The following is a 25570-nucleotide window of genomic DNA, read 5'->3' as shown; positions in this document are numbered from 1 at the left end:
GCACCGGCATGAGATCGCGGACCACGGCGCTCGGTCACGGACCCGACGGGCGTTGGCACTACCGCCGGTCGCTGGCCAGCCGGGTGGTGCTGCTGACCACGATGGCGGTTGGTCTCTCCGTCGCGTTCGTCGCGGTCGGCGCCTACGTCACCGCACGGGTCCAGATGCAGCACAGCCTCGACGACGCGCTGCAGGACCGGGCGGAGGCCGCGGCGAGCACCGACACCCTGCTCACCCTCGGCACCCGGGAGGCGGTGCCGTCGTGGGCGATCGGCGCCGCCGACGTGCGGATCGCCTTCCTCGACGAGGACGGCCACGGCCGGATCCTCGACCGCGGCACGGACATCGAGCTGGGCCGCGAGGAGCTCGCGGTGGCCCAGGGCAAGAGCGACTCCAGCCTGCGCACCGTGCTGATCGCCGGCCAGCGCTACCGGGTGGTGGCGGTGCCGACCCAGCAGGACGGCACCGCGCTGATCTTCGCCCAGTCCCTGGAACGGCAGGACCGGATCCTGGCGCGGCTGGGCTGGGTGACCCTCGCCTTCGGCGTGCTCGGCGTGATCACCGCGGCGTTCGCCGGGTGGGGGGTGGCCAGCAACGGCCTGCGCCCGGTGCGCCGCCTCACCTCCGCGGTGGAGAACGTCGCCCGCACCGAGGACTTCACCCCGCTGCGGGTGGAGGGCGACGACGAGATCGCCCGCCTCGCCACCGCGTTCAACCACATGCTCACCGCGCTCGACGCGTCCCGGGTGCGGCAGCGCCAGCTGGTCGCCGACGCGAGCCACGAGCTGCGCACGCCGCTCACCGCGCTGCGCACCAACATCGAGCTGCTCACCATGGCCGACGACGACCCGGGCACGCTGCCGGAGAGCGCGCGGGCCGAGCTGCTCGCCGACGTGCGCGCCCAGATCGAGGAGCTGACCACGCTGATCGGCGACCTCACCGCCCTGGCCCGCGAGGAGCCGGCCCCGGTGCAGGTCGAGCCGCTCGACCTGGCCGAGGTGGTCGACCACGCCGTGCAGCGGGTCCGGCGCCGCGCCCCGGGCGTCGCCTTCGAGGTCTTCACCCGTCCGTGGTGGGTCGAGGGCGACGCCGCCGAGCTGGAGCGTGCGGTGACCAACCTGCTCGACAACGCCGCCAAGTGGAGCCCCGAAGGAGGCCAGGTGACCGTCCGACTCAGCGATGGTGTGCTCACCGTCGACGACCAGGGACCGGGGATCGCGGAGGCCGACCGCACCCGGGTCTTCGACCGGTTCTGGCGCTCGCCGGACGCCCGGACGATGCCCGGGTCGGGGCTCGGCCTCTCCATCGTGCACCAGGTGGCCGGCCGGCACTCCGGGTCGGTCCAGGCCACCGAGAACGCCAGCGGCGGCGCGCGTCTGGTGCTCCGGCTGCCCGGACGGGAGCGCGAGGATGCCTGATCCCGGAGCCACCGGCCGGGGCCGCCGGATCGGGGCCGCCCTGGTCGCCCTCGGCCTGCCGTTGCTGCTGGCCGGTTGCGGGGACGACGAGGCGTCGTCCGCCCAGCCCGACCTGCCCTCCGAGACCCCGGCGCTGTGGAACCCGTGCGACACCCTGGACGCCGCGTTCATCCAGGAGCAGTTCGGGATCCGGACCACCGAGCGGAACGGCACCGCGACCGAGCCGGACTGCCGGTTCGCCCCGGCCGGCGACTCCGGCGACCCGGTGGTCTCGGTCAACTACCAGCTGTTCGACGGCGACCTCGACCAGCTCTGGGACGCGATGGGCCAGCAGGACACCGCCGACGTGCGGGAGCCGGAGATCGAGGGGGCCGATGCCGCCCGGGTCGTCGTCGACGCCCGGAAGAAGCAGCTCTACGTCACCGGCTTCGTGGAGACCGGCGACCTGTTCCAGGTGGTCAACGTGGTCGACCCGAAGCCGTACGACGTGGACGCCGTCGTCGCGGCCGTGGAGGCCACGCTGACCGCGGTCGCCGGCCACGCCAACGACGCCGGGATCGGCGTCGAGCAGCCCGCGGACGACGCGTCGCCGACCCCCTCGTCCTGACGCCCTTGGTTCGCGGCCGTCCGCCCAGCACGATGGGGACATGAGCGAGCCGCAGAAGATCGTCGTCATCGGTGGCGGCCTCGCCGGCGCCACCGCCATCACCACCCTGCGCGAGGAGGGCTACACGGGCGCGATCACCCTGGTCGGCGCCGAGCCCCACCTGCCCTACGAGCGCCCACCGCTCTCCAAGTCCTACCTGAGCGGCGACAAGTCGTTCGACGACGCGCTGGTCCAGGACCAGGCCTGGTACGACGAGCACGACGTCCGTCTCCTCACCGGCACCGAGGCCACCGCCGTCGACCTGGCCGCACACACGGTGTCGGTCTCCGGCGGCGAGACGCTGGAGTACGACGCGCTGCTGCTGGCCACCGGTGCGGAGCCACGGGTGCCGGATCTGCCGGGGGCCGGCGGGGCGTCGTACCTGCGGACGGTGGAGGACGCCGACGGCCTGCTGGAGGCGTTCGGGTCCGGTGGGCGCGCGATCTTCATCGGCGGCGGCTGGATCGGCCTGGAGCTGGCCGCGGCCGCGCGCAACGCCGGGATGGAGACGACCGTGCTGGAGCAGGCCGAGCAGCCGTTGCGGGGCGTGCTCGGACCCCGGCTCGCCGACCACCTCGTCGCGCTGCACCGCCAGCACGGCGTCGACGTGCGCACCGGGGTGGAGGTGCTCGGGATCGAGACCGTCGGCGGACAGCCCGACGCCGCACCGACCGGCGTGCGCACCGCGGACGGCGTCGAGGAGGCCGACCTGGTCGTCGTCGCGATCGGTGCCGCGCCGCGGGTCGAGCTCGCCGAGCGGGCCGGTCTCGGGGTCGCCTCCCCCGCCGACGGCGGCGGCATCACCGTCGACCAGCACCTGCGCACCACGGACCCGCAGGTGTGGGCCGCCGGTGACGTCGCCCTCGCGGTCAACACCGTCCTCGGGCCGCTGCGGGTGGAGCACTGGGACAACGCGATCCGCCAGGGCAAGGCGGTGGCCAAGTCGATGCTCGGTCAGGAGGTCGGCTACGACTGGCTGCCGTACTTCTACACCGACCAGTTCGAGTTCGGCATGGAGTACGTCGGCCACGGCTCGGCGTCCGACACCGTCGAGATCCGCGGGTCGCTGGACGACAACGAGTTCATCGCCTACTGGCTCGACGCGCAGCACCGGGTGAGCGCCGCGATGGCGGTCAACATCTGGGAGAAGGACGACCGGTTGCGCGAGATCGTCGGCACGGTGGTCAACCCGGCCGAGCTCACCGACCTGCGCTGAGCGTCCCGGGTCCGTCGAGCGCGGCCAGCACCCGCTCGGCCTTCCAGCGGGTCTCGGCGTACTCCTCCGCGGCGGCGCTGGCGACGGTGATCCCGCCGCCGGTGCCGATCCGGTAGGTGCCGTCGCCGGCGGTGGTCAGGCTCCGGATCACCACGCCGAGATCCGCCCGGCCATCGCCGGCCACCCATCCGAACGCACCGGCGTAGACGCCCCGCGGGGTGGCCTCGACGGCGTCGATGATCTGCATCGTGCGCAGCTTGGGTGCGCCGGTCATCGACCCGGCCGGGAAGAGCGAGCGCAGCGCCGCGACCGTGCCCACGTCGGGGCGCAGCCGACCGCGGACCGTGGAGACCAGCTGGTGCACCGACGCGTAGGACTCCACCTCCATCAGGTGCGGCACCTCGACGCTGCCGACCTCGCACACGCCGGCCAGGTCGTTGCGGAGCAGGTCGACGATCATCAGGTTCTCCGCCGTGAACTTCTCGTCGGTGCGGAGCCGGTCCCGTGCCGCCTCGTCCGCGGCCGGGGCCGGGTCGCGCGGCGTGGTGCCCTTGATCGGCTTCGCCTCCAGCGTGCGGTCGTCGGTGAGCAGCGCATAGCGCTCGGGGCTGGAGCTGAGCAGCCACGCCCGCGCCCCGGCCACGTCGTGCTGCAGGAAGCCCGCGTACGGCGCCGGGTTGAGCGCCCGCAGCCGCTGGTAGACCTCGCCGGGGCCGAGCGGGCTGGTCCGCTCCAGCCGGTGGGTCAGGTTGACCTCGTAGGAGTCGCCGGCGTGCAGGTGCTCCTGGACCTCGGCGAAAGCATCGAGGTAGGCGACGGGAGGGTAGGGTCGGAGGCCCGAGGCGGGAGCGGGGCGAGCCGGGTGAGCGGGTCGAGCGCCGTGTCCCCCGGCCGCTCGAACGTCCGCAGGTGCCCCGGCCGCATCCACACCGCGTCGGGCAGGTGCGGGTCCGGCGCCGCGGGGAGGTCGGGGCGGGCGGCGTACCCGAAGTAGCCGAACCACTGGTCCGTCGGTCCGCCGGCCGCCAACTCCGTCTCCAGTACGACGAACGGGTCGTCCCCGACGACCTCGGCCCGTCCGCCAACGTGGCGGGTGACCTCGCGACGCGCCGCGTGATAGCTGAGCGACACGTCGTCGGCGTCGAGCCACCCGAGCACCGACCGGCCGCTGGACCAGTCGCGGGCGCCGCCGCCGTCGAGCCAGAAGCAGCGTTCGTGCTCGGCCTGGACACGGGCGAACGCCTCCGCGGGATCGCCGGGGGTCACCACGCGTCCACCCCGGCTCCGGTGAGGAAGTTGGTGACCAGCGCGGCCCCGTGCTCGGAGAGGATCGACTCGGGGTGGAACTGCACGCCGGCGAGTGGCAGGTCGGTGTGCACGATCCCCATCGTGACGCCGGTCAGCGCGTCCAGCGCGGTGGCCCGCATCCCGTCGGGCAGGTCGAGCACCGCCAGCGAGTGGTAGCGGACGGCCCGGAACTCCTGCGGCAGCCCGGTGAACAGCCCGGACCCGTCGTGCGTGATCCGGGCCGCGACGCCGTGCCCGGGCGGCACTCGGTCGACCACGCCGCCGTAGCCGGTGACCATCCCCTGCATCCCCAGGCAGACCCCGAGCACCGGCCGGCGGGCCGAGAGCAGCACCTCGCGACCGACCGCGAAGTCCCGCGGGTCCGCGGGTGGCCGGGGCCGGGCGAGAGCACCACGAACTCGTGGCGCAGCACGTCGTCGGGCTCGGTCTCGTCGTGCTGCACCACCCGCGGCAGCACCCCGGTGACACCGGCGATCAGGTGCACCAGGTTGCCGGTGTAGGAGTCGTGGTGGTCGACGACCACCACGTCGGGAGTGCGCACCCGCCCATTCTCCCGCAGCAGCAGTTCTGCGCTTGTGGTGCGCGTTGGTGTCACCAACTGACACCAACGCGCACCACAACGGCGTCAGCATCGCGGGCAGGCGTGGATGCGGCCGGTCCACCCACGCCGCTGGAGGACCCGAGCGACCCAGCCGGCCGTCCGACAGGCGTCGCCGAAGACGAGGCCATAGGTGATCCGCAGGGTCACCGCGTCGTGGGTGGCTGCCTCGGCGAGATCCCGACGGGCATCCCTGTCCCGTGCCGCCGGACTGCCGTGGAACGCCGCTCCGTCGAGTTCGACGATCGTGCCGTAGTCGTCGTACCGGACATCGTGGACCGTACGACGCCCGGTCGCCCCGCTCGCGTGCTGACGAGTGCCACGCGGCAGCCCGTGAGCACGCTCCACATCACGCAGGTATCCCCGCTCGAGCACCGAGCAGGCACCCGTCCGGGCATCCTCGAGGAGCGCTGCGACCACGGCGCGGCCAGACACGCGGGCGCGGCCGTCCAACGCCGCCACCACCCGGTCGACCGTCGTCCTCCTGCTGAAGAGCACCTGGCTCAGGTCCGAGAACGCACCGGCCAGGTCGCCCGCCTTGATCTGGCTCGACATCACGTCGAGGAGCGCATGCTCGAGCGCCACGCGTGGCGGCGCGGATCGCGGATCGATCCGGTCCGCAAGGTGGGAGATCCGGTGAACAGCAGCCCAGCGCGGCACGGACACGGAACGTCCGCGCTCGACCGCAACCTGAACGACGCGACCGCGGCGCGGCAGCACCTCGGCGAGCGCCGAGCGATCACACAGCGCCGCGGGATGAGCCGCGAGCACCGCCACCCACTCGCGCTGCTGGTGAGTGAGCTCACCGGTGTGCGTGACGTAGACGCCCGGATGCACCATCACGAGGTCACGTCGCCGGAGGAGACGCCGGATGTCGTTCTCCCCGGCGCCCGCATCGATGAGCTGAGAGCGGGCGATCACGCCGTCCTGCACCCAGCGGAGCAGGTGGCCCAGGTAGGGGTCACTCAGGTCGAATCGCGGCACCCCGGCACGATCGCCGCAACGACCCCCACCGTGCGCCACCCCGGCGCCCGTCTGTGGAGGGCAGAGGTCGTCCCCCGCTGTGGTGCCCGTTGGTGTCATCAGGTGACACCAACGAGCACCGCAAGGCGCCCAGAGCAAGCTCAGTCGAGGAGGACCCCCGCGACCAGGTCGTGCACGATCGCGAAACCGTGCTCGGTGAGGATCGACTCGGCATGGAACTGCACCCCGCGATAGTGCGGCCCGCGCAGCGCGTGCACGTCACCGGTCTCCGGGTCGGCGTCGACGCTCACCCCGGCGGGCAGCGCCACGTCCGGCCCGACCCGGCCGACGAAGGTGTTGTAGAAGCCGACCCGCTCCGGGCTGCCGTCCAGCCAGACCGACGCCTGGGTGCCCTGGAAGACGATGTCCTTGTAGGCCAGCGGGATGCCGAGCTGGTGGCACAGCGCCTGGTGGCCGAGGCAGACGGCGAGGAAGGGACGCTCGGCGGCCAGCAGCGAGGCGACGGCGGCGCGCAGGTTGGCCATCTTCGGGTCGGCGTCGTCCCGGGGGTCGCCGGGCCCGGGGCCGATGATGACCAGGTCGTAGCCGTCCAGGCAGCCCTCGACGTACTCCTCGTGGCGGACCACGGCCGAGGAGACACCCATCCGGGCCAGCATGTGGCGCAGCATGTTCACGAAGTCGTCCTCGCCGTCCAGGATGACGCACGACCTGCCGGCCAGGCGGGGGTCGGCGGGGGTGCCGGCCTGGTCGGCGAGCCAGAACCCGGAGAGCCGGCCGTTGCGGGCGGCCAGGGCGATCAGCGTCTCCTCGTCGGCGACCAGCTCGGCGAGCGTGCCGGCGGCGCCCTCGACCACCGGCGCGGGCGGCACCAGGCCGAACGCGGAGAGGATCCCCCGGCCTTGGCGTGGGTCTCGGCGACCTCGTAGGCGGGGTCGGAGTCGCGCACCAAGGTGGCGCCGGCGGTCACCTTCAGCGCGCCGTCCGGGGAGACGTCGGCGGTACGGATCACGATCGGCGAGTCGACCACCGCATCGCCGGCGGCGTCCCGGCCGAAGAGCGCCAGCGCCGAGGCGTAGTAGCCGCGGCCCTCGGGCTCGTAGGCCTTGATCAGCCGGCAGGCGTTCTCCACCGGGGAGCCGGTGACGGTGGCGGCGTACATGGTGTCGCGCAGCACCTCGCGCACGTCGCGGGTGGTGCGGCCGGCCAGCAGGTACTCGGTGTGGATCAGGTGCGTCATCGGCTTGAGGAACGGACCGAGCACCTGGCCACCCTCGGTGCAGATGTCGCACATCATCTTCAGCTCCTCGTCCACCACCATGAAGAGCTCGTAGATCTCCTTCTCGTCGCGCAGGAAGTCGCGCAGCCGCTCCTCGGTGGACCGGGTCTCCCCGGCCGGGGCGCGCAGGTGGAAGGTGCCGGAGATCGGGTTCATCCGGACGTCGCCGCCGTGCACCGAGACGTGGCGCTCCGGGCTGGCGCCGACCAGGTAGCGGTCGCCGGTGTAGAAGAGGAACGTCCAGTAGGCGCCGCGCTCGCGCTCCAGCAACCGGCGGAACACGGTCAGCGCCTTCGAGGCGTCCCAGTCGGCGACGACCGCGCGGTAGTTGCGCCCGACCACCAGGTTGGCGCCCTCGCCCTGGCCGATCTCGTCGCGGATGATCGCCTCGACGACCTCGGCGTAGTCCTCGTCGCTGGTCTCGAAGCCGCCGCGGTCGGTGAACTCCAGCCCGGTGTCCTCGATCGCGTCGACCACGTCGGCGACGGAGAACTCGTGCTCCTCGGCCACATCGACCACGACCAGCGGGGTGCCGTCGTCGTGGGCGTCGAAGCCGCGTTCACCGATCTGGCGGAACGGTACGGCGACCAGCCGGTCGCAGGTGCGCCCCGGCTCCGGCACCCCCTGCTCGAGCGGGATGTCCATGATCGAGTCGGCCACCCAGCGGGGGCCGCCGATCACGCCGACGGTGTCCCGGTCGCCGGAACGGGTGGAGCGCCGGATGATCGCCCACGCCTGGTGCCCCTGGATGGCCGCGATGGCTTCGGAGGCGGTGAGCGGCTGTTCAGGCATGCCCGAAGCCTAGGCTCCGGGCTCGCCGGTGCCGCGCCCGATCCGCTGCCCGGACGTGCTGGGGGTGCTGGTCAGGCGCCCAGCGCCACGAACGCCGCGGCCGTCCCGGCCGCCACCGGGTCGCCCGCGGCCCTGCGCCGGACCCGGTGCAGGGCGGTGGCCGGTGACTCGCCCGCCGCCAGCGCGTCGTGCAGCCCGACCATCAGCTCGGCGGTGGCGGCGTCGTTGACCTCGGCGACGCTGGAGACCAGGCCCGCCGTGCCGAGCGAGAACAGCGACGAGGCGAGTCCGAGCAGCTCCTCGGCGCCGACCGGGGCGAGGACGCCGGACTCACACGCCGACAGCACCACCCGGTACGGCGCCCGCCGGACCCGCTCCAGGTCGTGCACCGTGAGCGGGCCGTCGGCGAGGTCGAGGGAGGAGAAGAGCGGACTGTCGGCGCGGAAGTGGCCGTGCGCGGCGAGGTGCACCAGGTCGGCACCGTCGAGACGGTCGAGCACCGGCTCCAGCGTGGCGTCGCCGCCGGCCAGCAGCGCGGCGTCCGGGTGGCGCTCGGCGAGCAGCGGCACCTCCGCCCCTCCGGTGGCCAGGCCGGGGCCGCAGACCAGCACGGTACGGCGCTCACGCCGCGGCGGGCGGGGCGCAGCGGTGGCACGCAGCCACTGGCCGGCGGACGGCACGATGCTGAACGGCCGGTCGGCGAGCGCGGGCAGGATCGCCCAGGGCAGCCCGTGCAGCCGCGCGGTCGGTGCCAGCACCACGGGGCCGTCGGGGATCAGCCGGACCGCGTCGCCCAGGACCGCCGTCTGGAGCCGCGCCCCCAGCCCGGCCAGGTCGGCCGGCCGGCCCCGGGCGGCCCGGCGCAGCAGCATCGCGGCGGGGGCCAGCAGCGCGGCGACGTCGGCGGTGGGGCCGGCCACGCGGCGTCGTACCCGGCCGCCGTGGACGAGGAGCACGTGCAGGGTGCCGTCGACGTCGACCAGCTCGACCAGGCAGCCGTCGCCGACGGCGGCGACCAGCTCCTCGACCCCGATCGGCCGCTGCTCGTCGGCGAGGGTGGCCGAGAGGGTGTGGCTCTCGGCGCGCACCGCTCGCTCCAGCCGTAGCCGCTCACGCTCGAGGGCGTCGGTCGGCTCGCCCTCCTGCCGTGCCTCGGTCAGCCGGCGCCCGTTGTCCCGCAGCGCCGCGAGCGCCTCCGGGATGGTCGTCAGGTCCGAGGTCGCCGGCGCCTGGGCCAGCGCGGTCGCCCGGATGCGCTCGCTCCAGCGCAGCAGGGTGCGCGGATCGGTGGCGGCGTGGCGGAGCGCGACCCCGCCGAGGTCGCGACCGTGCGCCGTCGCCAGCGCCCGCAGCTCGGTGGAGCCGATCAGCCGACGGTGCTCGTCGATCGCGTCCAGGCCCGCGGCGGCCGCGCGCAGCACGCCGCCCCGGTCGCCCGCCTCCTCCCGGTCCAGGGCCCGTGCCTGCCAGGCGCCGGCGCGGACCAGCGCATTCGGATGGGACCGGTACGACGCCGCCTGGTCCCAGTGGGTCTGCCGGGCGGCGCCCCGGGCGAGCCTCCCGGCGACGGTCAGCGCGAGTGGCGCCTCGTGCGCGGACTGCGCGTGCAGCTGCGCCGCCACCGACCGTGCCTCTGCGGCGAGTCCGCGGCGGTCCTCCAGGGCCAGGCGGGCGCGGACCGCGGTCAGCCGGGCGCGCAGCTGGAACCACGGCCGGTCCTGCCGGCGGAACAGGTCTGCCGCGCGCCGGGCGGCCTCGGCCGCCTCGGCGGGCTGGTCGGCATCGATCAGCGCACCGGCCAGCGCCGCGAGGAACTCCGCCTGCTCCAGCGGGGCGATCTCGCCCTGGTAGCCGTGGAACATCTCCACCGCCTCACCGGCCAGCCCAGCGGTCCGGTAGGCGCTGGCGAACTCCATGACGAACTCCGCCCGCACCGGCCAGCCGGCCGCCCGGTAGGCCTGCGCGGTCTCGGCGTAGCGGCGCAGCGCGAGCGCGTGGTCGCCGCGGCGCAGGGCGACCTCGGCGAGGTTGGCCAGGCTCGACAGCCGGTCGATCCAGGCCCCGGCCTGCTCCAGGATCCCGGCGGCGGCGGCGAACTCCGCCTCCGCCTGGTCGACCCGGCCGAGCTGCATCAGGACGTAGCCGAGCCAGATCCGGGCGCGCGCCTCCCAGGCCGTGTCGCCGGAGCCCTGCAGCGCCTCCAGCGCGGAGCGGAGCAGCGGCACCGCGGCGGCCTGGCCGCCGCGCAGCGCGAGCACGCCGGCCTCCCGCATCGCGATCTTCGCGGCCAGGACACCCCTCGCGCCGTCCCGGGCCGCCTCCAGCTCCCGCAACGCCGCGCGGGGGCGCCCGGCCCAGGCCAGCGCGACGCCGAGGGTGGCGCGGACGTCGCGGACGCGGTCGGGGTCGCCGGCGCTGCGTGCCCAGCGCACCGCCTGGCGCAGCACGGCCAGCGCCTCCTCGGAGCGGCCCTCGTCCCGCAGCACGATGCCCAGGGCCTGTGCGGCGTAGGCCCGGGTGCGTGGGTCCGGGTCGGCGTCGAGCAGCGCCTGCGCCCGTCGGCGCGCCTCGTCGGGCTGGTCCAGCGCCTGGTCCAACAGCTGGTCCAACAGGTCGTCCACCAACTGGTCCGGCAGCTCCTCCATCGCTGTCCTCGACCTCCGGCTCCCCTGGGTTCCCTTTACCGGCACCGCCGACCGGGACTACGGTAGCGCCGCTCCCGGACTGAATTCTCCGTCTGTTCTCACACCGCCAGGAGCGGCCATGAACGCAGAACGACCGTCCCAGCCCTCCGACCTGATCGCCGCACTGCTGCGGCGACTGCGCGGCCTGATCCCGTTCGGCAAGGGCCCCGCCGCGCCCGCGGGGGTCGCCGACCCGGATCCGACGCCCCAGCCGTCCGAGGAGGAGGACCTCGACGCCGCCATCAAGCGCGCCCAGGTCAAGGTCCTCCGCGACGCCTTCGGCGACAACATCGCGACCGCGGCGGAGAAGGGCCTGCGGCCACCGCGCGACGACGCCGACACGCGCTACCTCTACCGCACCGGGCACGCCCTGGTGGCGGAGCCGGTCGTCGAGCGGGTCCGCGAGTACCTGGCCAACGACGACCGCTATCGCGGCGACCTCCGGGTCCTCTCCAAGCCCACCGAGGGCCTGGTCCTGGTGGGGCTGCCGACGCGTCGCAGCCGGGACGACAAGTCCGAGAGCGCCGACGTGCTGCAGATCCTGAACGACCTGGAGCGGGCCGGCGTGGTCGGGTCCGAGGAGGTCTCTCCCGACCACATCGTCTACCTCACCGGCTCCAAGGGCGGCATGTGCCCGGCGACCGAGCCGGAGATGGTGAGCCGCCGCACCCCCGTCCCCTGGCCACCGGTCGCGCCCTGCCCGGAGAAGGTCGCGGAGGAGAAGAAGGTCCGCGTCGGGGTCGTCGACTCCGGGCTGTGGACCGACGCGGTCGGCAGCGCCGAGTCACCCTGGCTGGAGGTCGACGACATCTTCGCCGATCCCTCCGACGTCGAGATCGTCAACCCGTCGGCCATCCACCCCTACGCCGGTCACGGCACCTTCGTCGCCGGCGTGATCGCCTGCATGGCGCCGGAGACCCGGGTCGAGGTGGAGGGCGTGCTGACCCACGGCGGCGCGATCTACGAGTCCGAGATCGTCCAGCAGCTGCACGAGGCGCTCACCGACGACGACCACCCGCAGATCATCAGCATCTCCGCGGGCACCCACTCCCGCGGCGGGATGGCGCTGCTCTCCTTCACCATGCTCGCCGCCACCCACCAGCTCGAGAAGCGCGACGACGTGCTGATCGTGGCCGCCGCCGGCAACGACGCCAGCGACGAGCCGTTCTGGCCGGCCGCGTTCCCCTGGGTGGTCTCGGTGGGGTCGGTCGACCAGGACGGCGGTGTCTCCGACTTCTCCAACGTCGGCCGCTGGGTGGACGTCTATGCCCGGGGGCGTGACCACGTCAACGCGTTCCCGCACGGCTCCTACACCTGCTACGAGCCCCCGCACGTCGGCGAGGTGCGCACCTTCTCCGGCGTCGCCCAGTGGAGCGGTACGTCGTTCTCCACCCCGATCGTCACCGGGCTGATCGCGGCCCACATGCAGGCCACCGGCGAGTCGGCCCAGCAGGCGCTGGCCGCGGTGATGGCTGGCGCGACCACCTCCACCGACCCGCGTGGCGGCACCATCAAGACGGTGGGGCCGCTGACCTGACCCGCCACCGTTCAGCGGTCAGAGGGTCACCCAGTCGGTGGTGAGCCCGGTGCCGGCACCCCGCACCCGGAGCCGGAGCGGCCCGGTGCCGATGCCGGGCACGGTGAAGAACCCACTCTGGTCGACGGCGACCTCGACGTCGGCGACACCGGGACGCTGCACGGTGACCGTGGTGGTGGCGCCGGGCTGCGTCGTACCGATGACTTCGCCGAGGAGGTCCCCGTCGGTGATCTCGAGCTCGAGGGTGACGCCGTCCTGATCGTGGCGGCGGCCGAAGGAGAGCGTGCGGGGAGCGGCGGCAACGGATCGCACGGCGGCGCCTGCGTCCAGTGCGGAGTCGTGCAGCAACTCGGCCAGCTCGGCGTCGACGGTGCGCCAGGTGAAGGCGGCCCGGGCGGCCGCGCGGCGGCGCTGGTCGTCGGCCTGCGCGGCCACCGCCTCGCCGAGCGCGGCGAAGAGCTCGTCGTCGCCCGCCCCAGTCAGGTCGTCGCGTTCCTCACTCATCCCGCGTCCCCTCCTCCGGTGGCTTCGTCGCCGGCCAGGCCGCGCAGGGAAGCGGTACGGCGCAGCTGGTCCAGCGCGCGCGCCCGGGTCGGGCCGATGCTGCCGACCGGGATACCGAGCCGTCGGCTGATCTCCTCGTAGGCGACCGGTGGGTCCTCCAGCAGGAGGAGCAGCAGGTCGCGCCGAGCGGCCGGCAGCTCCGCGAGGGCCGCGAGGAGCAGCCGGTGCCGCTCGGCGGCGAGCAGGTCGGACTCGGCGACGTCCTCGGCGATCGCGTCCAGGCCGCCGGCCTCGTCCTGCGGGTCGGTCGGTCGCATCCGCCCGCGCGCGGAGAGCACCCGCAGGCACTCGTTGCGGGTCGTGGTGCGCAGCCATCCCGGCAGCGCGGCGGGCTCACGGAGGTCGCCGAGGTGCTCGACGAGTCGCAGCCAGACCGTCTGGCTGACGTCGTCGCCGTCGGCCGCGTTGAGTCGGTGACCGCGCACCACCGCTCCGACGAGCGGGAGGAAGCGGTCGACCAGGGTGTCCCAAGCATGCTGGTCTCCCTTCCGAGCCGCCGACACGATCGTCGACAGCGGATCCGTCACGGTCACACCCGGCTCCTCCCGTGGGACGGGAATCCTGTGGGTGCATCGTCTCGCAGATAGGAGCGCCGGACCAGCGTCGCTGATACGTGAGACCGGCCGATCGGTCCCGCGGAAAGTTTTTCCGGTGCGACGTATCAGGAACGGGTACCGGCTGCTCTGGGTGGTGTGTTCGGCCGGCGCTCCCACGGCCGAACACCCCTACTTCTGCGAGGAGACGACGATGAGCCTGGACCAGACCTACGCCGCGGCGACGACGCGCGTCGGCCAGCTCGACCACCGTGACCTGCGCACCCTGCGACTGATCGCGCTCGGCCACTCCGAGGAGTCGATCGCGGCACGGATGGGCACCAGTCCGGACGGCGTCGCCCAGCACGCTGGCGCGATCTTCCGCGCCCTCGACCTCACGCCGTCGGCCGACGTCGACCGGCGACTGCTTGCGGTCCTCACCCTGCGCCAGGCCTGGGGGACAGGTAGCCGGGGAGGTTCCGCATCATCCTCGCGGTCAGGCCATGTGGGAGGCCGCGCGAGGCACGGGGTGGTCCGTCGACCGGGGACACGGCGGACCACCCCCTCTTCTGTGCCGGCTGGTCGGCCGTGCTCAGCCGACCGTGGTGAGCAGCTGGGTGGCCCGGGTGAGGACGACGTAGAGCGTCGCCCGTCCGGTCTGCGACTCGCCCTCGATCTCTTGGGGGCGCACCACGACGATCCCGTCGAACTCCAGGCCCTTGGTGTCCAGCCCGGTGAGCACCACGACCCGGTCCTCCCCCGACGGAGTGCGCGACGCGTCGCGGGCCGAGGCCGCGGCGGCCGGGGCGTCCTCGGCCAGCTCGGGCCAGGACGCGAGCCAGGAGTTCACCTCCGAGCGGCGGGCGGCCGGCACCACGATGCCGACGGTGCCGGCGACCCGGCCGGCGATCTCGACGACCGCTGCGCGGGTGGCCGCCTCGAGGCCCGCCGGGTCGTCCAGGGTGACCTCCACCGGCTCCGCACCGGTACGGCGCACCGCGTCCGGCAGGTCGGCGTCCAGCCCGACCCGCTCGGCGTACGCGGCGGCGTAGGCGTAGATCTCGGCCGAGTTGCGGTAGTTCGTGGAGAGGTGGAACTCGTGCAGCGCCTTGCGCTCCAGGGCGGCGGCGCGGGCCTCGGCGGCCTCGGCCGGCACCGGCCACGAGGACTGCGCCGGGTCGCCGACGATGGTCCACGACGCCGTACGGCCCCGACGGCCGACCATCCGCCACTGCATCGGGGTGAGGTCCTGGGCCTCGTCGATCAGCACGTGGGCGTAGCCGTCGTCCTCGATGCTGTGCGTCGGCGGCCGCCAGGCGCGCCCGGACGGGGCGAACTCCCGGTCCGCGGCGGTCATCAGCTCCTGGATGTCGACCGCGCCCTCGATCAGCGCCAGCGGGTCGTCCCGCTCGTCGTCGCTGCGCTGCGGCACGTCGCCGAGCAGGTAGCGCAGCTCGTCGAGCAGCGGCACGTCCTCGATCGCGATCTGCGGGCCGATCGGACGGTCCGGGTCGAGCTCACCCCAGGTCTTGTGCACCAGCTGCTGCTCCTCGGCGCTCAGCAGTCCGTCCGCGACACGGTGCAGCAGCTCGGGGTCGCGCAGCCAGGTGAGCACTATCGGCGCGTCCAGCGGCGGCCACCAGGCCAGCGCGAAGTCGAGGAAGTCCTGGCGCCCGAGCATGTCCTCGTCGAACGCCTCGCGGCCCAGGTCGCGACCCCGCTCGCTGCGGACCTGTCGCCACAGCGCGTCGAGCAGGGCCGCGGAGACCCGCGGGACCTGCTTGTTGCGGCGGCCCTGCGACATCAGGCTGCGACGGATCTGGCCGAGTCGGCGCCGGTCCAGCACCAGCCGGTCGTCGCGCCAGAAGACCCGGAACTCCTGCGGGGAGCCGGGCGCCTGCTGGCGGGCGACCCGGCGCATCAGCTCCGCCATCCGCGCCGAGCCCTTCACGTCGGCGACCGCCGGCTCGTCGTGGCGGGTGGCGCGGACCCCGTCGACCACCTCGCCGAGCGAGCGGAGCGCGACCGCGGTCTCGCCGAGGCTGGGCAGCACCCGCTCGATGTAGCGCATGAAGACGCCCGAGGGTCCGACGACCAGCACGCCGCCGGACTCGTAGCGGCGACGATCGGTGTAGAGCAGGTACGCCGCGCGGTGCAGCGCGACCACCGTCTTGCCGGTGCCGGGGCCTCCGGAGATCGCGACCACACCCTTGCTGGGAGCGCGGATCGCCTTGTCCTGCTCGGCCTGGATGGTCGCCACGATCGAGTGCATCGAGCGGTCCCGGGCACGGGAGAGCTGCGCCATCAGGGCGCCCTCGCCGATGATCGGCAGCTCCCGGCCGGCCTGCTCCGCGCGCGCCTGGGCGTCGGCGTCCAGCAACTCGTCCTCGACGCCGAGCACCTCGCGTCCGCCGGCACGCAGCACCCGCCGGCGGATCACGTTCTGCGGCGTGGCGGCGGTGGCCTGGTAGAAGACGGCGGCGGCAGGGGCGCGCCAGTCGATCAGCAGGGACTCGTGGTCGTCGTCGCGCAGCCCGATCCGGCCCACGTAGCGGGGCGCGGGGTCGACCTCGTCGGTCAGGTCCAGGCGCCCGAAGACGAGGCCCTCGTGGGCGGCGTCGAGCTGTGCCATCCGTCTGGCCGCCTGGAAGACCATCGCGTCCCGCTCGACCAACCCGCCCTCGTGGCCCAGCCGGCCGCGGGAGTGGCCCTCCTCGGCGAGCCCCCGGGCCGTGTGACCGGCGCGTTCGAGCTGGGTGTAGACCCGATCCACGAACGCCTGCTCGGTCGCGATCTCCCGCTTGGCAACCTCATCCGTCACCGGTGTCGTCCCTGCCCGTTCTCACGTCGTCCCATGGTGTGGCGCGCGGCGGTGACGACGACGTCACAGCGCCTGCGACAAGAGGAGAAACTCTACCCGAGGCGGGCTGATTCCCGGGTGCGGCGGGTCGATCAGCGCGACAGCCGATCCGCACGGTCCTGCAGCAGCGCCCGCTCCCGGTCGTTGCCGGCGAGCGCGGCGGCGCGGGCGAACTCCGCCGCCGCCTCGGCGTCGCGTCCGAGACGGGCCAGCAGGTCGCCGCGGACGGCCGGCAGCAGGTGGTAGCCGGCCAGCGCGGGAGTCGCGGCGAGGTCGTCGACGACGCGCAGCCCGGTCTCGGCTCCGTAGGCCATCGCGAGGGCGACCGCACGGTTGAGCTCGATCACCGCTGAGTCGGTGGCGCGGGCGAGCCGGGCGTACAACGCCGCGATCCGCACCCAGTCGGTCGCGGCCACCGACGGCGCGCGGGCGTGCTCGGCAGCGATCGCGGCCTGGACGACGTAGGGCCCGTCGCCGCCCAGGTCGCCCGCGATCCGGAGGGCGGCGTACCCGCGGGAGATGGCGGCGGCGTCCCAGCGGCTGCGGTCCTGGTCGTCGAGGAGCACGGGCGCACCATCCTCGTCGATCCTGGCCGGCAGCCGCGAGGCCTGGAGCTCGAGCAGAGCCAGCAGCGCGTGCGCCTCGGGCTCGTCGGGGACGACGGTGGCGAGGATGGCGGCGACGCGGACGGCCTCGGCGCACAGCGCCGGACGCATCCAGTCCTCGCCCGCGGTGGCGGCGTACCCCTCGTTGAAGAGCAGGTAGATCACGCCCATCACCGAGGCGAGGCGCTCCTTCCGCTCGGCGCCGACCGGCTCCTCCTCGAGCGCGGCTCGGGCGGTCGCCAGGGTCCGCTTGGCCCGGGAGATCCGTGTCGCCACGGTCGACTCCGAGGTCAGGTAGGCGCGGGCGATCTCGCGGCTGCTGAGTCCCGCGACCATCCGCAGCGTCAGCACGGTGCGGGTGTCGTCGCTCAGCGACGGATGGCAGCACAGGAACATCAGCCGCAGCACGTCGTCCTCGACATGGTCCTCGACGTAGGCGTCCTCGGCAGCCTCCTCGACGGCCTCCCCGACGCCGGCCGCGACCTCGGCGTAGGCGCGCTGCCGGCGCTCGCCGGCGCGGAACAGATCCATCGCCCGCCGGCGGGCGGTGGTCATCAGCCACGCCGCGGGGTTGTCGGGTACGCCGCTCTCGGGCCACTGCGCCAGCGCCTGGGCGAGCGCCTCCTGGGCGACGTCCTCGGCGCGGTCCAGGTCGCGGGTGATCCGCAGCAGCGCGCCGAGGAGGCGTGGCGACTCGGTTCGCCACGCCTCCTCGACGGCGTCAGCAGCGTCCATGCCCACCGATCACGGGGCGGGTGCCTCGTAGTACGCGCGGACCTCGATCCAGCCCTCCCAGCCCGGCCACGCCTCCTGGTGCACCGCCAGGAACCGGGCGGACTTCTCGGCGGCGGCCGAGGCGTCGGGGACGTCGTAGACGGCGTAGCCGCCGACCAGCTCCTTGGTCTCCACGAACGGCCCGTCGGTGGTGCTGACCGACCCGCCGGTCAAGGTGACGATCGCGCCGACCTCCTGGACCGGCCGCAGCCCGCCCACCTCGACGATGCTGCCGTCGGCGGTGTTCTCCGCCTGCAGTGCGCCGATCGCGGCGAACAGCTCCGGCGGCGGCTCCGGGGTCGGACGGCGGGTCTCGTGGACCATGCAGATGAACTTCATCGGTGTCTCCTCGTGTCCGTGCTCAGTGTTTCAGTTCTGCAGCAGTGCGCGCAGGCGTGCGTCGCGCGGCCACGCCCCGGCCCAGACCAGGACGGCCATCGCGACGGCGAACACGACGTTGGCGGTCGTCGCTGCCGTGGCCAGGTTGATCGCGCACGCCCCGCCGAGGTAGGCCGTGAGCAGGATCGTCCCCATCGCCCGGGTGCGCGGCACCAGGTAGCCGACGAGGCAGACGGCGAGCACCGCGCCGCAAACGACCGGGAACCACGCGGGTGCCCCGATCTCGGCGTTGAACTCCATGACGTGGGTCTCGCGGGCCAGGTGGGTGGTCGCGTCGAAGGCCAGGAAGGCGCTCGCCAGGGCGGTGATGATGCGGCCCGCGACGACCTGGGGGTGGGGACGGGCCGCGCTGCGGGCGGTGTGCGGGACCCGGTCGTCGGTGATGGCTGTGGTGCTCATGGGGTGCTCCTCGGTGTCGGTGATGAGCTCGTTGTCATCCCTACGTCGCCGGGGCACCCCGGATCTCGACATCGCTGCTGAGAGTTTTTCTCGGCCGGTCGCATCCGGCGTGCGCCGTGCGCTCGGGCTCGCTCCCGGTTCAGTCCGCGGCGGCGAGCTCGGCCGGGGAGCGCAGCACGCAGAACTGGTTCCCCTCGGGGTCGGCCATGGTCACCCACCCGGTGCCGGGACCGTACGTGCCGCGGCGGTCGGCGAGGATCGTGGCACCGTGCCCGACCAGCCAGCCGACCTCGTCGTCCTGCGTCCGCTCACGGGGCCGCAGGTCGAGGTGGACCCGCTTGGCCGGCAGCTCGGCGTCGGGCACCTCGATGAAGAGCAGCGAGTGGCCGGAGTCGGGGTCGCGGATCATGCACTCCTCGTGGCCCGGCAGGTTCGGGTCGTCGGCGTCCATCGCGTAGTCGAGCGCGACCCGCCACCACTCGCTGAGCGCGAACGCGTCGTGGCAGTCGATGGTGGTGTGGGAGTGGAACATCGCCATGCGCGGGACGGTAGGCGCCGGCCGCGAGACCGTCCAACGGGTTTCGCGACCGGACGCGGTGCGCGGTCAGCGGGTGCGTGCGAAGACCGGCTCCATCACGTCGGCGCGGAACCGCTCGATCGCCTCGAGCTTCTGCTCCAGCGTCGCCCGGTGCCCGTAGTAGTACATCCACGGCATCGTCATGGTCAGCGTCACGCCGCCCTCGACCGCGCGCAGGAAGTCGTCGGGGGTGAGCGCGTCGGTGAGCGCCGGCGCGACGTCGTACGGCGTGCTCGGGTCGATGCCCGCCGCGACCCGCAGCTCGCGCAGCCGACCGGCCACCTCGACCGCCTCGTCCACGGTCGCCATGTCGCCGATCCAGCCGTCGTGGCGCGCGGCGCGACGCAGCGCGACGTCGGAGAGGCCGCCCACCCAGATCGGGATCGGGCCGGGCGGGTGCGGGCGCATCACCAGGCGGTCGCAGGAGTAGAACTCGCCGTCGAAGTCGGTCCAGCCCGGCGTCCACAGCTCCTTCATCAGGGCCAGGCCCTCGTCGGTGCGCCGGCCGCGGGTGGAGAAGTCGCGGCCGAGCAGGTCGAACTCCTCCCGGCACCAGCCGACGCCGATGCCGAGGGTGACCCGTCCGCCGGAGATCGCGGCCGCGGTGCCGACGGCCTTGGCCACGCTGAACGGGTCGCGCAGGGCGGCGACGTAGACGGAGGTGAAGAACTCCAGCCGCTCGGTGACCGCGGCCAGCGCGCCCACGGTGACCCACGGGTCGGGCCAGTCGACGTCGGTGGGCCAGCGGCGGGCGCCGTCGGCGGTGTAGGGGTAGGGCGTGGCCAGCTCCTCCAGGTCGACCACGTGGTCGGCCAGGCTGAACGAGCGGAAGCCGGCCTCCTCGGCCGCACGGGCGAGCGGGATCAGGTCCTCGACCGGCTGGTAGGCGGTCACCATCGCGAAGTCCACGCGCTCACCCTAGGACCGGAATAGAACAGGTTCTAGAGGATGGCCGCGTGGACCGCCTTGTCGTGCCGGTCGGTGTCACCTGATGACACCTACCGGCACCGGTGACTACTTGCCGCGGCTCAGGAAGGCGGTCATCGCCTCGCGGGCCGCGTCGGAGCCGAAGAGCCGGGCGCTGAGCTGGACCAGCTCCTCGCCGTCGGAGTCGATCCGGGCCAGCAGGTCGCGGGCCAGCAGCTGCTTGGTCTCCCGCAGACCCTGCAGCGCGCCGCTGGCCAGCGAGGACACCTGGGCGTCCACCGCGGCGGACAGCTCCGCGGCCGGCACGGCGCGGGTGACCAGGCCGAACTCGGCGGCCTGCGTCCCGGTGAAGACCTCCCCGCCCAGCGCGGTCAGCCCGGCCGCACGCGAGGTCATCCGGGGCAGCACGGTCAGCGAGATCACCGCCGGTGCCAGGCCGAGCTTGACCTCGGTCAGCGCGAAGGTCGCCTCCTCGGCGACGACCGCGAGATCCGCCGCCGCCACGATGCCGATGCCGCCGGCCCGGGCCGCCCCCTCCACCACCACCACGACCGGCTTGGCGTGGGCGACGATCTGGCGCTGCAGCGCGACGATCGCTCGCGCCCCCTCCTCCATCGGCACCGTCGACGCCTCGGAGAGGTCCGCGCCGGAGCAGAAGACCCGGCCGGAGGAGCGCAGCACCACCACCCGCACCGCGTCGTCGGTGTCCACGGCGGCCAGGTGGGCCGACAGCTCGGTGATCAGCTGCTTCGAGAGGGCGTTGCGGTTGTGCGGCGAGTCCAGGGTGATCGTGGCGACGCCGTCGGCGACGTCGAGGTGGACCAGCTCGGCGGGGGCGTCAGTCATGCGGCCATCCTGCCCCGAGACCCGACCGGCCCGAGACTCAGTCCTCGTCGTGGATGGGCTTCTTGGGCAGCTTCTTCACCCGACGCTGGCGGCGCCGGCGCTCCGGGATCATCCGCCGCAGCTCCTCCAGGTTGCCGAAGCAGAGCAGCCGGTCCTCCGCCTCGAGCACGTGGCGCGGGTAGGGGTTCGGGATGACCGAGGTGCCGCGGTGCAGGGTGAGCACGGTGATGTCGCGGTCCCGCAGGCCCGCCTCGCCGAGCGTCTTGCCGACCAGGTCCGCGTCGCCGTGCACCACGAGCTCGGCGACGCCGTACCCGGTGGAGACGGAGAGCCGCTCGCGCACGTCGATCTGCGGGAAGGCGACCTGGTTGTCGATGTAGTCGATGATCGCGCCGGCCACGTCGAGCTTGGTGGCGGTCTCGATGCCCTCCAGGCCCGGCGAGGAGTTGACCTCCATCACCAGCGGCCCCTCGCTGCCCTCCAGCATGTCCACGCCGGCGACCTTGAGGCCCATGATCTGCGCCGCCCGTACGGCGACCCGCTGGTACTCCTCGTCCAGCTCGACCGGCTCCACGCTGCCACCGCGGTGCACGTTGGAGCGGAACTCGTCACCGCTGGCGACGCGACGCATCGCGGCCACCACCCGGTCCCCGACCACCAGGGCCCGGATGTCGCGGCCCTTGGACTCCTGCACGAAGCGCTGGATCAGCACTTGCTGCTTGGTGGACTGCAGCGTCTCGATGATCGCCTCGGCGACCTTGATCGACGGCGCCAGGATCACCCCGATCCCCTGGGTGCCCTCCAGCAGCTTGATCACCACCGGGGCGCCGCCGACCCGCTCGATCGCCGGGATCACGTCGGCCCGGTCGCGGACGAAGGTGGTCGCGGGCATCGAGATGTTGTGCCGGGAGAGGATCTGGGTGGCGCGCAGCTTGTCCCGGGAGTTGCTGATCCCGGCCGCGGTGTTCGGGGTGTAGACGTCCATCTGCTCGAACTGGCGGACCACCGCGGTGCCGAAGTAGGTGATCGAGTTGCCGATCCGCGGGATGATCGCGTCGTAGTCGGAGAGCTGCTTGCCCCGGAACTGCAGGTCCGGGTCGTCGCCGGAGAGGTCGATCGAGAACCGCAGCGTGTTCAGCACCTTCACGATGTGCCCGCGGTCGAGCGCCGCCGTACGGAGTCGTTGGGTGCTGTAGGACCGCGGTGCCCGAGAGAGGATCGCCAGCTTCATTCCGACCTCGTGTGCCTTCGTCGTCGTGTCGTTGTCTCGTCGTGTCGGTGGGACACACCGCGGGACGTTGGCCGCGGCTGCTTGGATGGCTGTCGTGTCCGGAGCCCATTCAAGCAGCACGCCGATGACGGTCGGCTGGCGCGAGTGGGTGGTCCTGCCGGACTTCGGCGCGGGTCCGCTGAAGGCCAAGATCGACACCGGCGCCCGCACCTCCGCGCTGCACGCCTTCGACCTCGAGGAGTTCCGGCGCGACGGCGAGGACTGGGTGCGGTTCTCCATCCACCCGTGGCAGCGCACCGCCGAGGACGCGGTCGCGGTGGAGTGCCCGGTGCACGACCGGCGCACCATCCGCAGCTCCAGCGGGCACAGCCAGGAGCGGATCGTGGTGGTCACCGAGGTCAGGCTCGGCGACCGGGTGGTCACCACCGAGATCACCCTCACCCGGCGCGACGAGATGGGCTTCCGGATGCTGATCGGGCGGGAGGCGCTGCGCCAGGGCTTCCTCGTCGACGCGGCCCGCTCCTACCTGGGCGGCCGGCCGCCCAAGTTGGTTCGGCGCCGCAACCGGGGTCGCTAGGCCGTGGCCGCCCGCAGGCTGCGCGAGTCGTTCGCGATCGGCAACGTCCGGGTCCGCGCGGGCTCGGCGAAGGAGGTCGAGCTGCCGATCACCCGCCTGGTCACCGGCGGCGACGTGAGCCTCCCGGTGCGGGTGCTGCACGGGCGCGAGCCGGGGCCGGTGGTCTGGGTGAACGCGGCGATCCACGGCGACGAGGTCGGCGGGGTCGAGGTGATCCGGCAGGCGCTCGCCTCGCTGTCGGCCAGGACGCTGCGCGGCACGCTGGTCGCGGTGCCGGTGGTGAACGTGCTCGGCTTCATGTCCGGCGACCGCTACCTGCCCGACCGGCGCGACCTCAACCGCTCCTTCCCCGGCTCCTCCCGCGGCTCCCTGGCCAGCCGGATCGCGAAGCTCTTCATGACCGAGGTGGTCTCCAAGTGCGAGGTCGGCATCGACCTGCACACCGCCTCGGACCGGCGCACCAACCTGCCCCAGATCCGCGCCGACCTGGACGACCCGCGCACCCGCGAGCTGGCCGAGGCCTTCGGCGCCCCGGTGATGCTGCACGCCCGGATCCGGGACGGTTCGCTGCGCCAGGCGGCGCGGGAGGCGGGCGCCTGCGTGCTGCTCTACGAGGCCGGTGAGGCGCTGCGTTTCGAGCACGAGCCGATCGCCGTCGGCGTCGCCGGCGTACGACGTGTGCTCGCGTCGCTGGGCATGATCGACCTCGAGCCCGCCGAGCTCGCCACCACCGAGGGCGCCCCACCGCCCGTGGAGACCCGCACCAGCGGCTGGGTCCGCGCCCGCGGCACCGGCATCCTGCACCTGGAGGTCGAGCTCGGCGACACCGTCGCGGACGGCCAGCGGCTCGGCGGGCTCACCGACACCTTCGGCCGCCGGGTGCGGCTGGTGCACGCCGACCGCCCCGGGATCGTGATCGGGATGTCCCGGGCGCCGATCGTGAACGCGGGGGATGCGTTGGTGCACGTGGCGACGCCGGTGGGGGTGGAGCCGGGGGCTGCGGGTTTCACCGGCTGACCGGGGAAACCCGCACGACACGCCGGAGCGCATCGGCGTGTCGTGCGGGTTTCGGCCGACAAGTCCCGCCCGAACGACCCATCCGGACACCACCACGGGTCCGAACCACCCCCATGAAGGCACGGTTGGCATGGGCGGCGTACGGGATCCTGGCGACACTGACCGGCCTCGGGCTGGCACACCTGGTCGCGGCACTGACCGTGCCCGCGACCTCACCGGTGCTCGCCGTCGGCTCGGCGGTGATCGACCTGACGCCGACCCCGATGAAGGAGTGGGCGATCCGCACCTTCGGCTCCGCCGACAAGGTGATCCTGGTCGGCTCGGTCCTGGTCGGGGTGGTCGTGCTCGCCGGGGTCGCCGGGGTGCTCGCCCGCCGACGGGTCCGGTACGGCGCCGCGCTGCTGCTCCTCCTCGTGGCTGTTGCCGGGACGGCTGTGCTCAGCCGGCCCGCCGCGGCGGTCACCGACCTGCTGCCCTGCCTGGTGGCAACGGTGGCGGGAGTCGGCGCCCTGCTGTGGCTGGCCCGCGCCCAGCACCGGGTCGACCGCGCCAAGGCCGGCGCCGGCGCCGGCGCCCCGGCCGCCGACGACCCGGACGGCACCCCGGCCACCGACGACACCACCCACCCGGCCCCCGCGCTCACCGCCGGCCGGCGCGGCCTGCTCGTCGCGGTCGGCGCGCTCGGCGCGCTCGCGGCCGCGGGCGGAGCCGTCGGACGCCTGGTCTCGAACCTCCGACTGCGTCCCGAGGACATCACGCTGCCCTCGCCCACCGACCCGGCGAAGACGTTCCCCGCGGCCTGGACGACCAGGTCCCCGGGATCACCTCGTTCCGCACCGGCAACGCCGACTTCTACCGCGTCGACACCCGGCTCGACGTCCCCGTGGTCAGTGCCGACGACTGGACGCTGACCATCGACGGCGACGTCGACGAGGAGATCACGCTGACCTTCGACGACCTGCTCGCGATGGACCTGATCGAACGGGACATCACGCTGACCTGCGTCTCCAACACGGTCGGCGGCCCCTACGCGGGCGGTGCCCGGTGGTTGGGCGTGCGGCTGACCGACGTACTCGACCGCGCCGGCGTCGGCGGCACCGCCGATCAGATCCTCTCCACCGACGTGGACGGGATGACCATCAGCACACCGCTGGCCCTGGCCACCGACGGCCGCGACGCGATGCTCGCGGTCGGGATGAACGGCGAGGCGCTGCCCCGCGAGCACGGCTTCCCGGTGCGGATGGTGGTGCCCGGCCTCTACGGCTTCATCTCCGCCACCAAGTGGGTCACCCGACTCACCCTGACCACGTACGCCGAGCAGTCGGCGTACTGGACCGACCGCGACTGGGCCACCGACGCCCCGATCAAGCCCTCGGCCCGGATCGACACCCCCGCCGCTCTCGCCGACATCGACGCGGGCGAGGTGGTCATCGGCGGCGTCGCGTGGGCTCAGTTCGACAAGGGTGTGAAGCGCGTCCAGGTCCGTATCGACGGCGGCCCGTGGACCGATGCCGAGCTCGGGCCGGACGCGGGCAACGTCTACTGGCGCCAGTGGTTCCACAAGTGGCAGGCCGAGTCCGGCTCGCACCGGATCGCCGCACGCACCCTGACCGGTGACGGGGAGACCCAGACCGCGGTCCGGGCGGAGCCGTTCCCCGACGGCGCCAGCGGCGTCCACGAGCTGATCGTCAATGTCGCCTGACCTCTCGGCGACCTCTCACCGACCTCTCGCAGGTCCCCGACCGACCTCTCGGCAGGCACCCACCGACCCCTCGGCGGGAATCCACCGACCTCTCGGCGCA

Annotated in this window: 25 protein-coding genes; 8 read left to right on the top strand and 17 right to left on the bottom strand. The window is 73.5% G+C overall.

The genetic code is table 11. From position 1 onward, the window contains the following. Positions 1-8: 8 nt before the first annotated feature. From FIV43_RS17230 to FIV43_RS17220, 3 genes are read left to right on the top strand one after another with little or no spacing between them, the layout of a single operon-like run. On the top strand, positions 9-1418 hold the full coding sequence (locus FIV43_RS17230; RefSeq protein WP_141015120.1) for a sensor histidine kinase: 1410 nt from the start codon (positions 9-11) through the stop codon (positions 1416-1418). Further along, a complete protein-coding gene (locus tag FIV43_RS21180) occupies positions 1411-2025 on the top strand; it encodes a hypothetical protein (RefSeq protein ID WP_181407560.1) in 615 nt (204 codons plus the stop codon). Before FIV43_RS17230 ends, FIV43_RS21180 begins: the two co-directional genes overlap by 8 nt. A 40-nt stretch (positions 2026-2065) precedes the next feature. Next, on the top strand, positions 2066-3280 hold the full coding sequence (locus FIV43_RS17220) for an NAD(P)/FAD-dependent oxidoreductase (RefSeq protein ID WP_141015119.1): 1215 nt from the start codon (positions 2066-2068) through the stop codon (positions 3278-3280). Here the strand turns inward: FIV43_RS17220 and FIV43_RS22755 are convergent. The 7 genes from FIV43_RS22755 to FIV43_RS17195 form a co-directional block, all read right to left on the bottom strand. Continuing rightward, the gene (locus tag FIV43_RS22755; protein WP_231123974.1) at positions 3264-4058 is read right to left on the bottom strand and encodes an anthranilate synthase component I family protein; all 795 of its coding nucleotides are present in this window, start codon (positions 4056-4058) and stop codon (positions 3264-3266) included. The genes FIV43_RS17220 and FIV43_RS22755 overlap by 17 nt on opposite strands. After that, positions 4025-4546 carry a hypothetical protein gene (locus FIV43_RS22750; protein ID WP_231123482.1) on the bottom strand — a complete coding sequence of 174 codons (522 nt, stop codon included), beginning with the start codon at positions 4544-4546 and terminating at the stop codon, positions 4025-4027. The genes FIV43_RS22755 and FIV43_RS22750 overlap by 34 nt, the downstream gene beginning before the upstream one ends. After that, positions 4543-4920 (bottom strand): anthranilate synthase component II, encoded by a 378-nt coding sequence (locus FIV43_RS22745; RefSeq protein WP_231123481.1) that lies wholly within the window; start codon positions 4918-4920, stop codon positions 4543-4545. The genes FIV43_RS22750 and FIV43_RS22745 overlap by 4 nt, the downstream gene beginning before the upstream one ends. Positions 4921-5213: 293 nt before the next feature. Then, positions 5214-6170, bottom strand: a complete 957-nt coding sequence (locus FIV43_RS17205; protein WP_141015118.1) for a hypothetical protein — start codon at positions 6168-6170, stop codon at positions 5214-5216. Between the two features lie 140 nt (positions 6171-6310). Then, entirely contained in the window at positions 6311-7039 is a 729-nt protein-coding gene (locus FIV43_RS22740; protein ID WP_231123480.1) for an aminodeoxychorismate/anthranilate synthase component II, read from the bottom strand. Continuing rightward, on the bottom strand, positions 6967-8238 hold the full coding sequence (locus FIV43_RS17200) for a chorismate-binding protein (RefSeq protein WP_231123479.1): 1272 nt from the start codon (positions 8236-8238) through the stop codon (positions 6967-6969). Before FIV43_RS17200 ends, FIV43_RS22740 begins: the two co-directional genes overlap by 73 nt. Before the next feature lie 71 nt (positions 8239-8309). Next, on the bottom strand, positions 8310-10883 hold the full coding sequence (locus FIV43_RS17195) for a CHAT domain-containing protein (RefSeq protein WP_141015117.1): 2574 nt from the start codon (positions 10881-10883) through the stop codon (positions 8310-8312). Positions 10884-11001: 118 nt separating this feature from the next. Between FIV43_RS17195 and FIV43_RS17190 the strand changes: the two genes are divergently transcribed. Further along, positions 11002-12459 (top strand): S8 family peptidase, encoded by a 1458-nt coding sequence (locus FIV43_RS17190; RefSeq protein ID WP_141015116.1) that lies wholly within the window; start codon positions 11002-11004, stop codon positions 12457-12459. Positions 12460-12477: 18 nt separating this feature from the next. Here the strand turns inward: FIV43_RS17190 and FIV43_RS17185 are convergent, their stop codons facing one another. From FIV43_RS17185 to FIV43_RS17140, 10 genes are all read right to left on the bottom strand, one after another. Next, complete coding sequence (locus tag FIV43_RS17185) at positions 12478-12963, bottom strand: hypothetical protein (protein ID WP_141015115.1); 486 nt, start codon at positions 12961-12963, stop codon at positions 12478-12480. Beyond that, complete coding sequence (locus FIV43_RS17180) at positions 12960-13556, bottom strand: RNA polymerase sigma factor (protein ID WP_141015114.1); 597 nt, start codon at positions 13554-13556, stop codon at positions 12960-12962. The genes FIV43_RS17185 and FIV43_RS17180 overlap by 4 nt, the downstream gene beginning before the upstream one ends. Before the next feature lie 592 nt (positions 13557-14148). Then, a complete protein-coding gene (locus tag FIV43_RS17175) occupies positions 14149-16377 on the bottom strand; it encodes a HelD family protein (RefSeq protein ID WP_141015113.1) in 2229 nt (742 codons plus the stop codon). A gap of 131 nt (positions 16378-16508) precedes the next feature. Then, the gene (locus FIV43_RS17170; protein ID WP_141015112.1) at positions 16509-17756 is read right to left on the bottom strand and encodes an RNA polymerase sigma factor; all 1248 of its coding nucleotides are present in this window, start codon (positions 17754-17756) and stop codon (positions 16509-16511) included. 9 nt (positions 17757-17765) lie between these two features. Then, positions 17766-18134 carry a YciI family protein gene (locus tag FIV43_RS17165; RefSeq protein WP_141015111.1) on the bottom strand — a complete coding sequence of 123 codons (369 nt, stop codon included), beginning with the start codon at positions 18132-18134 and terminating at the stop codon, positions 17766-17768. A gap of 30 nt (positions 18135-18164) precedes the next feature. After that, positions 18165-18593, bottom strand: coding sequence for a DoxX family protein (locus FIV43_RS17160; RefSeq protein WP_141015110.1), 429 nt, complete (start codon positions 18591-18593; stop codon positions 18165-18167). Positions 18594-18732: 139 nt separating this feature from the next. Then, a complete protein-coding gene (locus FIV43_RS17155) occupies positions 18733-19131 on the bottom strand; it encodes a VOC family protein (protein WP_141015109.1) in 399 nt (132 codons plus the stop codon). 66 nt (positions 19132-19197) lie between these two features. Continuing rightward, positions 19198-20079: a TIGR03619 family F420-dependent LLM class oxidoreductase gene (locus tag FIV43_RS17150; protein ID WP_196780869.1), complete on the bottom strand. Its 882-nt coding sequence runs from the start codon at positions 20077-20079 to the stop codon at positions 19198-19200. 105 nt (positions 20080-20184) lie between these two features. Continuing rightward, entirely contained in the window at positions 20185-20943 is a 759-nt protein-coding gene (locus FIV43_RS17145) for an enoyl-CoA hydratase-related protein (RefSeq protein ID WP_141015108.1), read from the bottom strand. Positions 20944-20980: 37 nt separating this feature from the next. Further along, positions 20981-22174, bottom strand: a complete 1194-nt coding sequence (locus FIV43_RS17140) for a RimK family alpha-L-glutamate ligase (protein WP_141015107.1) — start codon at positions 22172-22174, stop codon at positions 20981-20983. A gap of 85 nt (positions 22175-22259) precedes the next feature. Here FIV43_RS17140 and FIV43_RS17135 point away from each other — a divergent pair, with 85 nt between their 5' ends. From FIV43_RS17135 to FIV43_RS22730, 4 genes are all read left to right on the top strand, one after another. Beyond that, on the top strand, positions 22260-22751 hold the full coding sequence (locus FIV43_RS17135; RefSeq protein WP_181407559.1) for an ATP-dependent zinc protease family protein: 492 nt from the start codon (positions 22260-22262) through the stop codon (positions 22749-22751). Positions 22752-22754: 3 nt separating this feature from the next. Further along, positions 22755-23768 carry a succinylglutamate desuccinylase/aspartoacylase family protein gene (locus FIV43_RS17130; protein WP_196780868.1) on the top strand — a complete coding sequence of 338 codons (1014 nt, stop codon included), beginning with the start codon at positions 22755-22757 and terminating at the stop codon, positions 23766-23768. A gap of 113 nt (positions 23769-23881) precedes the next feature. Further along, positions 23882-24679: a hypothetical protein gene (locus FIV43_RS22735; RefSeq protein ID WP_231123478.1), complete on the top strand. Its 798-nt coding sequence runs from the start codon at positions 23882-23884 to the stop codon at positions 24677-24679. Then, the gene (locus FIV43_RS22730; protein ID WP_231123477.1) at positions 24652-25470 is read left to right on the top strand and encodes a molybdopterin-dependent oxidoreductase; all 819 of its coding nucleotides are present in this window, start codon (positions 24652-24654) and stop codon (positions 25468-25470) included. The genes FIV43_RS22735 and FIV43_RS22730 overlap by 28 nt, the downstream gene beginning before the upstream one ends. Positions 25471-25570: the final 100 nt, after the last annotated feature.

Origin of the sequence: Nocardioides sambongensis, assembly GCF_006494815.1 — a bacterium.
In the GTDB taxonomy this organism is placed as follows: domain Bacteria; phylum Actinomycetota; class Actinomycetes; order Propionibacteriales; family Nocardioidaceae; genus Nocardioides; species Nocardioides sambongensis.
This window is presented reverse-complemented; position numbering and strand designations above follow the sequence as displayed.

Bases quoted from the DNA above. Each gene is read 5' to 3' on its own strand.
- FIV43_RS17160 (WP_141015110.1), bottom strand. From the start codon at position 18,593: ATGAGCACCACAGCCATCACCGACGACCGGGTCCCGCACACCGCCCGC.
- FIV43_RS17170 (WP_141015112.1), bottom strand. From the start codon at position 17,756: ATGGACGCTGCTGACGCCGTCGAGGAGGCGTGGCGAACCGAGTCGCCA.
- FIV43_RS17135 (WP_181407559.1), top strand. From the start codon at position 22,260: ATGGCTGTCGTGTCCGGAGCCCATTCAAGCAGCACGCCGATGACGGTC.
- FIV43_RS17140 (WP_141015107.1), bottom strand. From the start codon at position 22,174: ATGAAGCTGGCGATCCTCTCTCGGGCACCGCGGTCCTACAGCACCCAA.
- FIV43_RS21180 (WP_181407560.1), top strand. From the start codon at position 1,411: ATGCCTGATCCCGGAGCCACCGGCCGGGGCCGCCGGATCGGGGCCGCC.
- FIV43_RS17230 (WP_141015120.1), top strand. From the start codon at position 9: ATGAGATCGCGGACCACGGCGCTCGGTCACGGACCCGACGGGCGTTGG.
- FIV43_RS17190 (WP_141015116.1), top strand. From the start codon at position 11,002: ATGAACGCAGAACGACCGTCCCAGCCCTCCGACCTGATCGCCGCACTG.
- FIV43_RS17220 (WP_141015119.1), top strand. From the start codon at position 2,066: ATGAGCGAGCCGCAGAAGATCGTCGTCATCGGTGGCGGCCTCGCCGGC.
- FIV43_RS17155 (WP_141015109.1), bottom strand. From the start codon at position 19,131: ATGGCGATGTTCCACTCCCACACCACCATCGACTGCCACGACGCGTTC.
- FIV43_RS17200 (WP_231123479.1), bottom strand. From the start codon at position 8,238: ATGCCTGAACAGCCGCTCACCGCCTCCGAAGCCATCGCGGCCATCCAG.
- FIV43_RS17195 (WP_141015117.1), bottom strand. From the start codon at position 10,883: ATGGAGGAGCTGCCGGACCAGTTGGTGGACGACCTGTTGGACCAGCTG.
- FIV43_RS17165 (WP_141015111.1), bottom strand. From the start codon at position 18,134: ATGAAGTTCATCTGCATGGTCCACGAGACCCGCCGTCCGACCCCGGAG.
- FIV43_RS17145 (WP_141015108.1), bottom strand. From the start codon at position 20,943: ATGACTGACGCCCCCGCCGAGCTGGTCCACCTCGACGTCGCCGACGGC.
- FIV43_RS22735 (WP_231123478.1), top strand. From the start codon at position 23,882: ATGAAGGCACGGTTGGCATGGGCGGCGTACGGGATCCTGGCGACACTG.
- FIV43_RS17185 (WP_141015115.1), bottom strand. From the start codon at position 12,963: ATGAGTGAGGAACGCGACGACCTGACTGGGGCGGGCGACGACGAGCTC.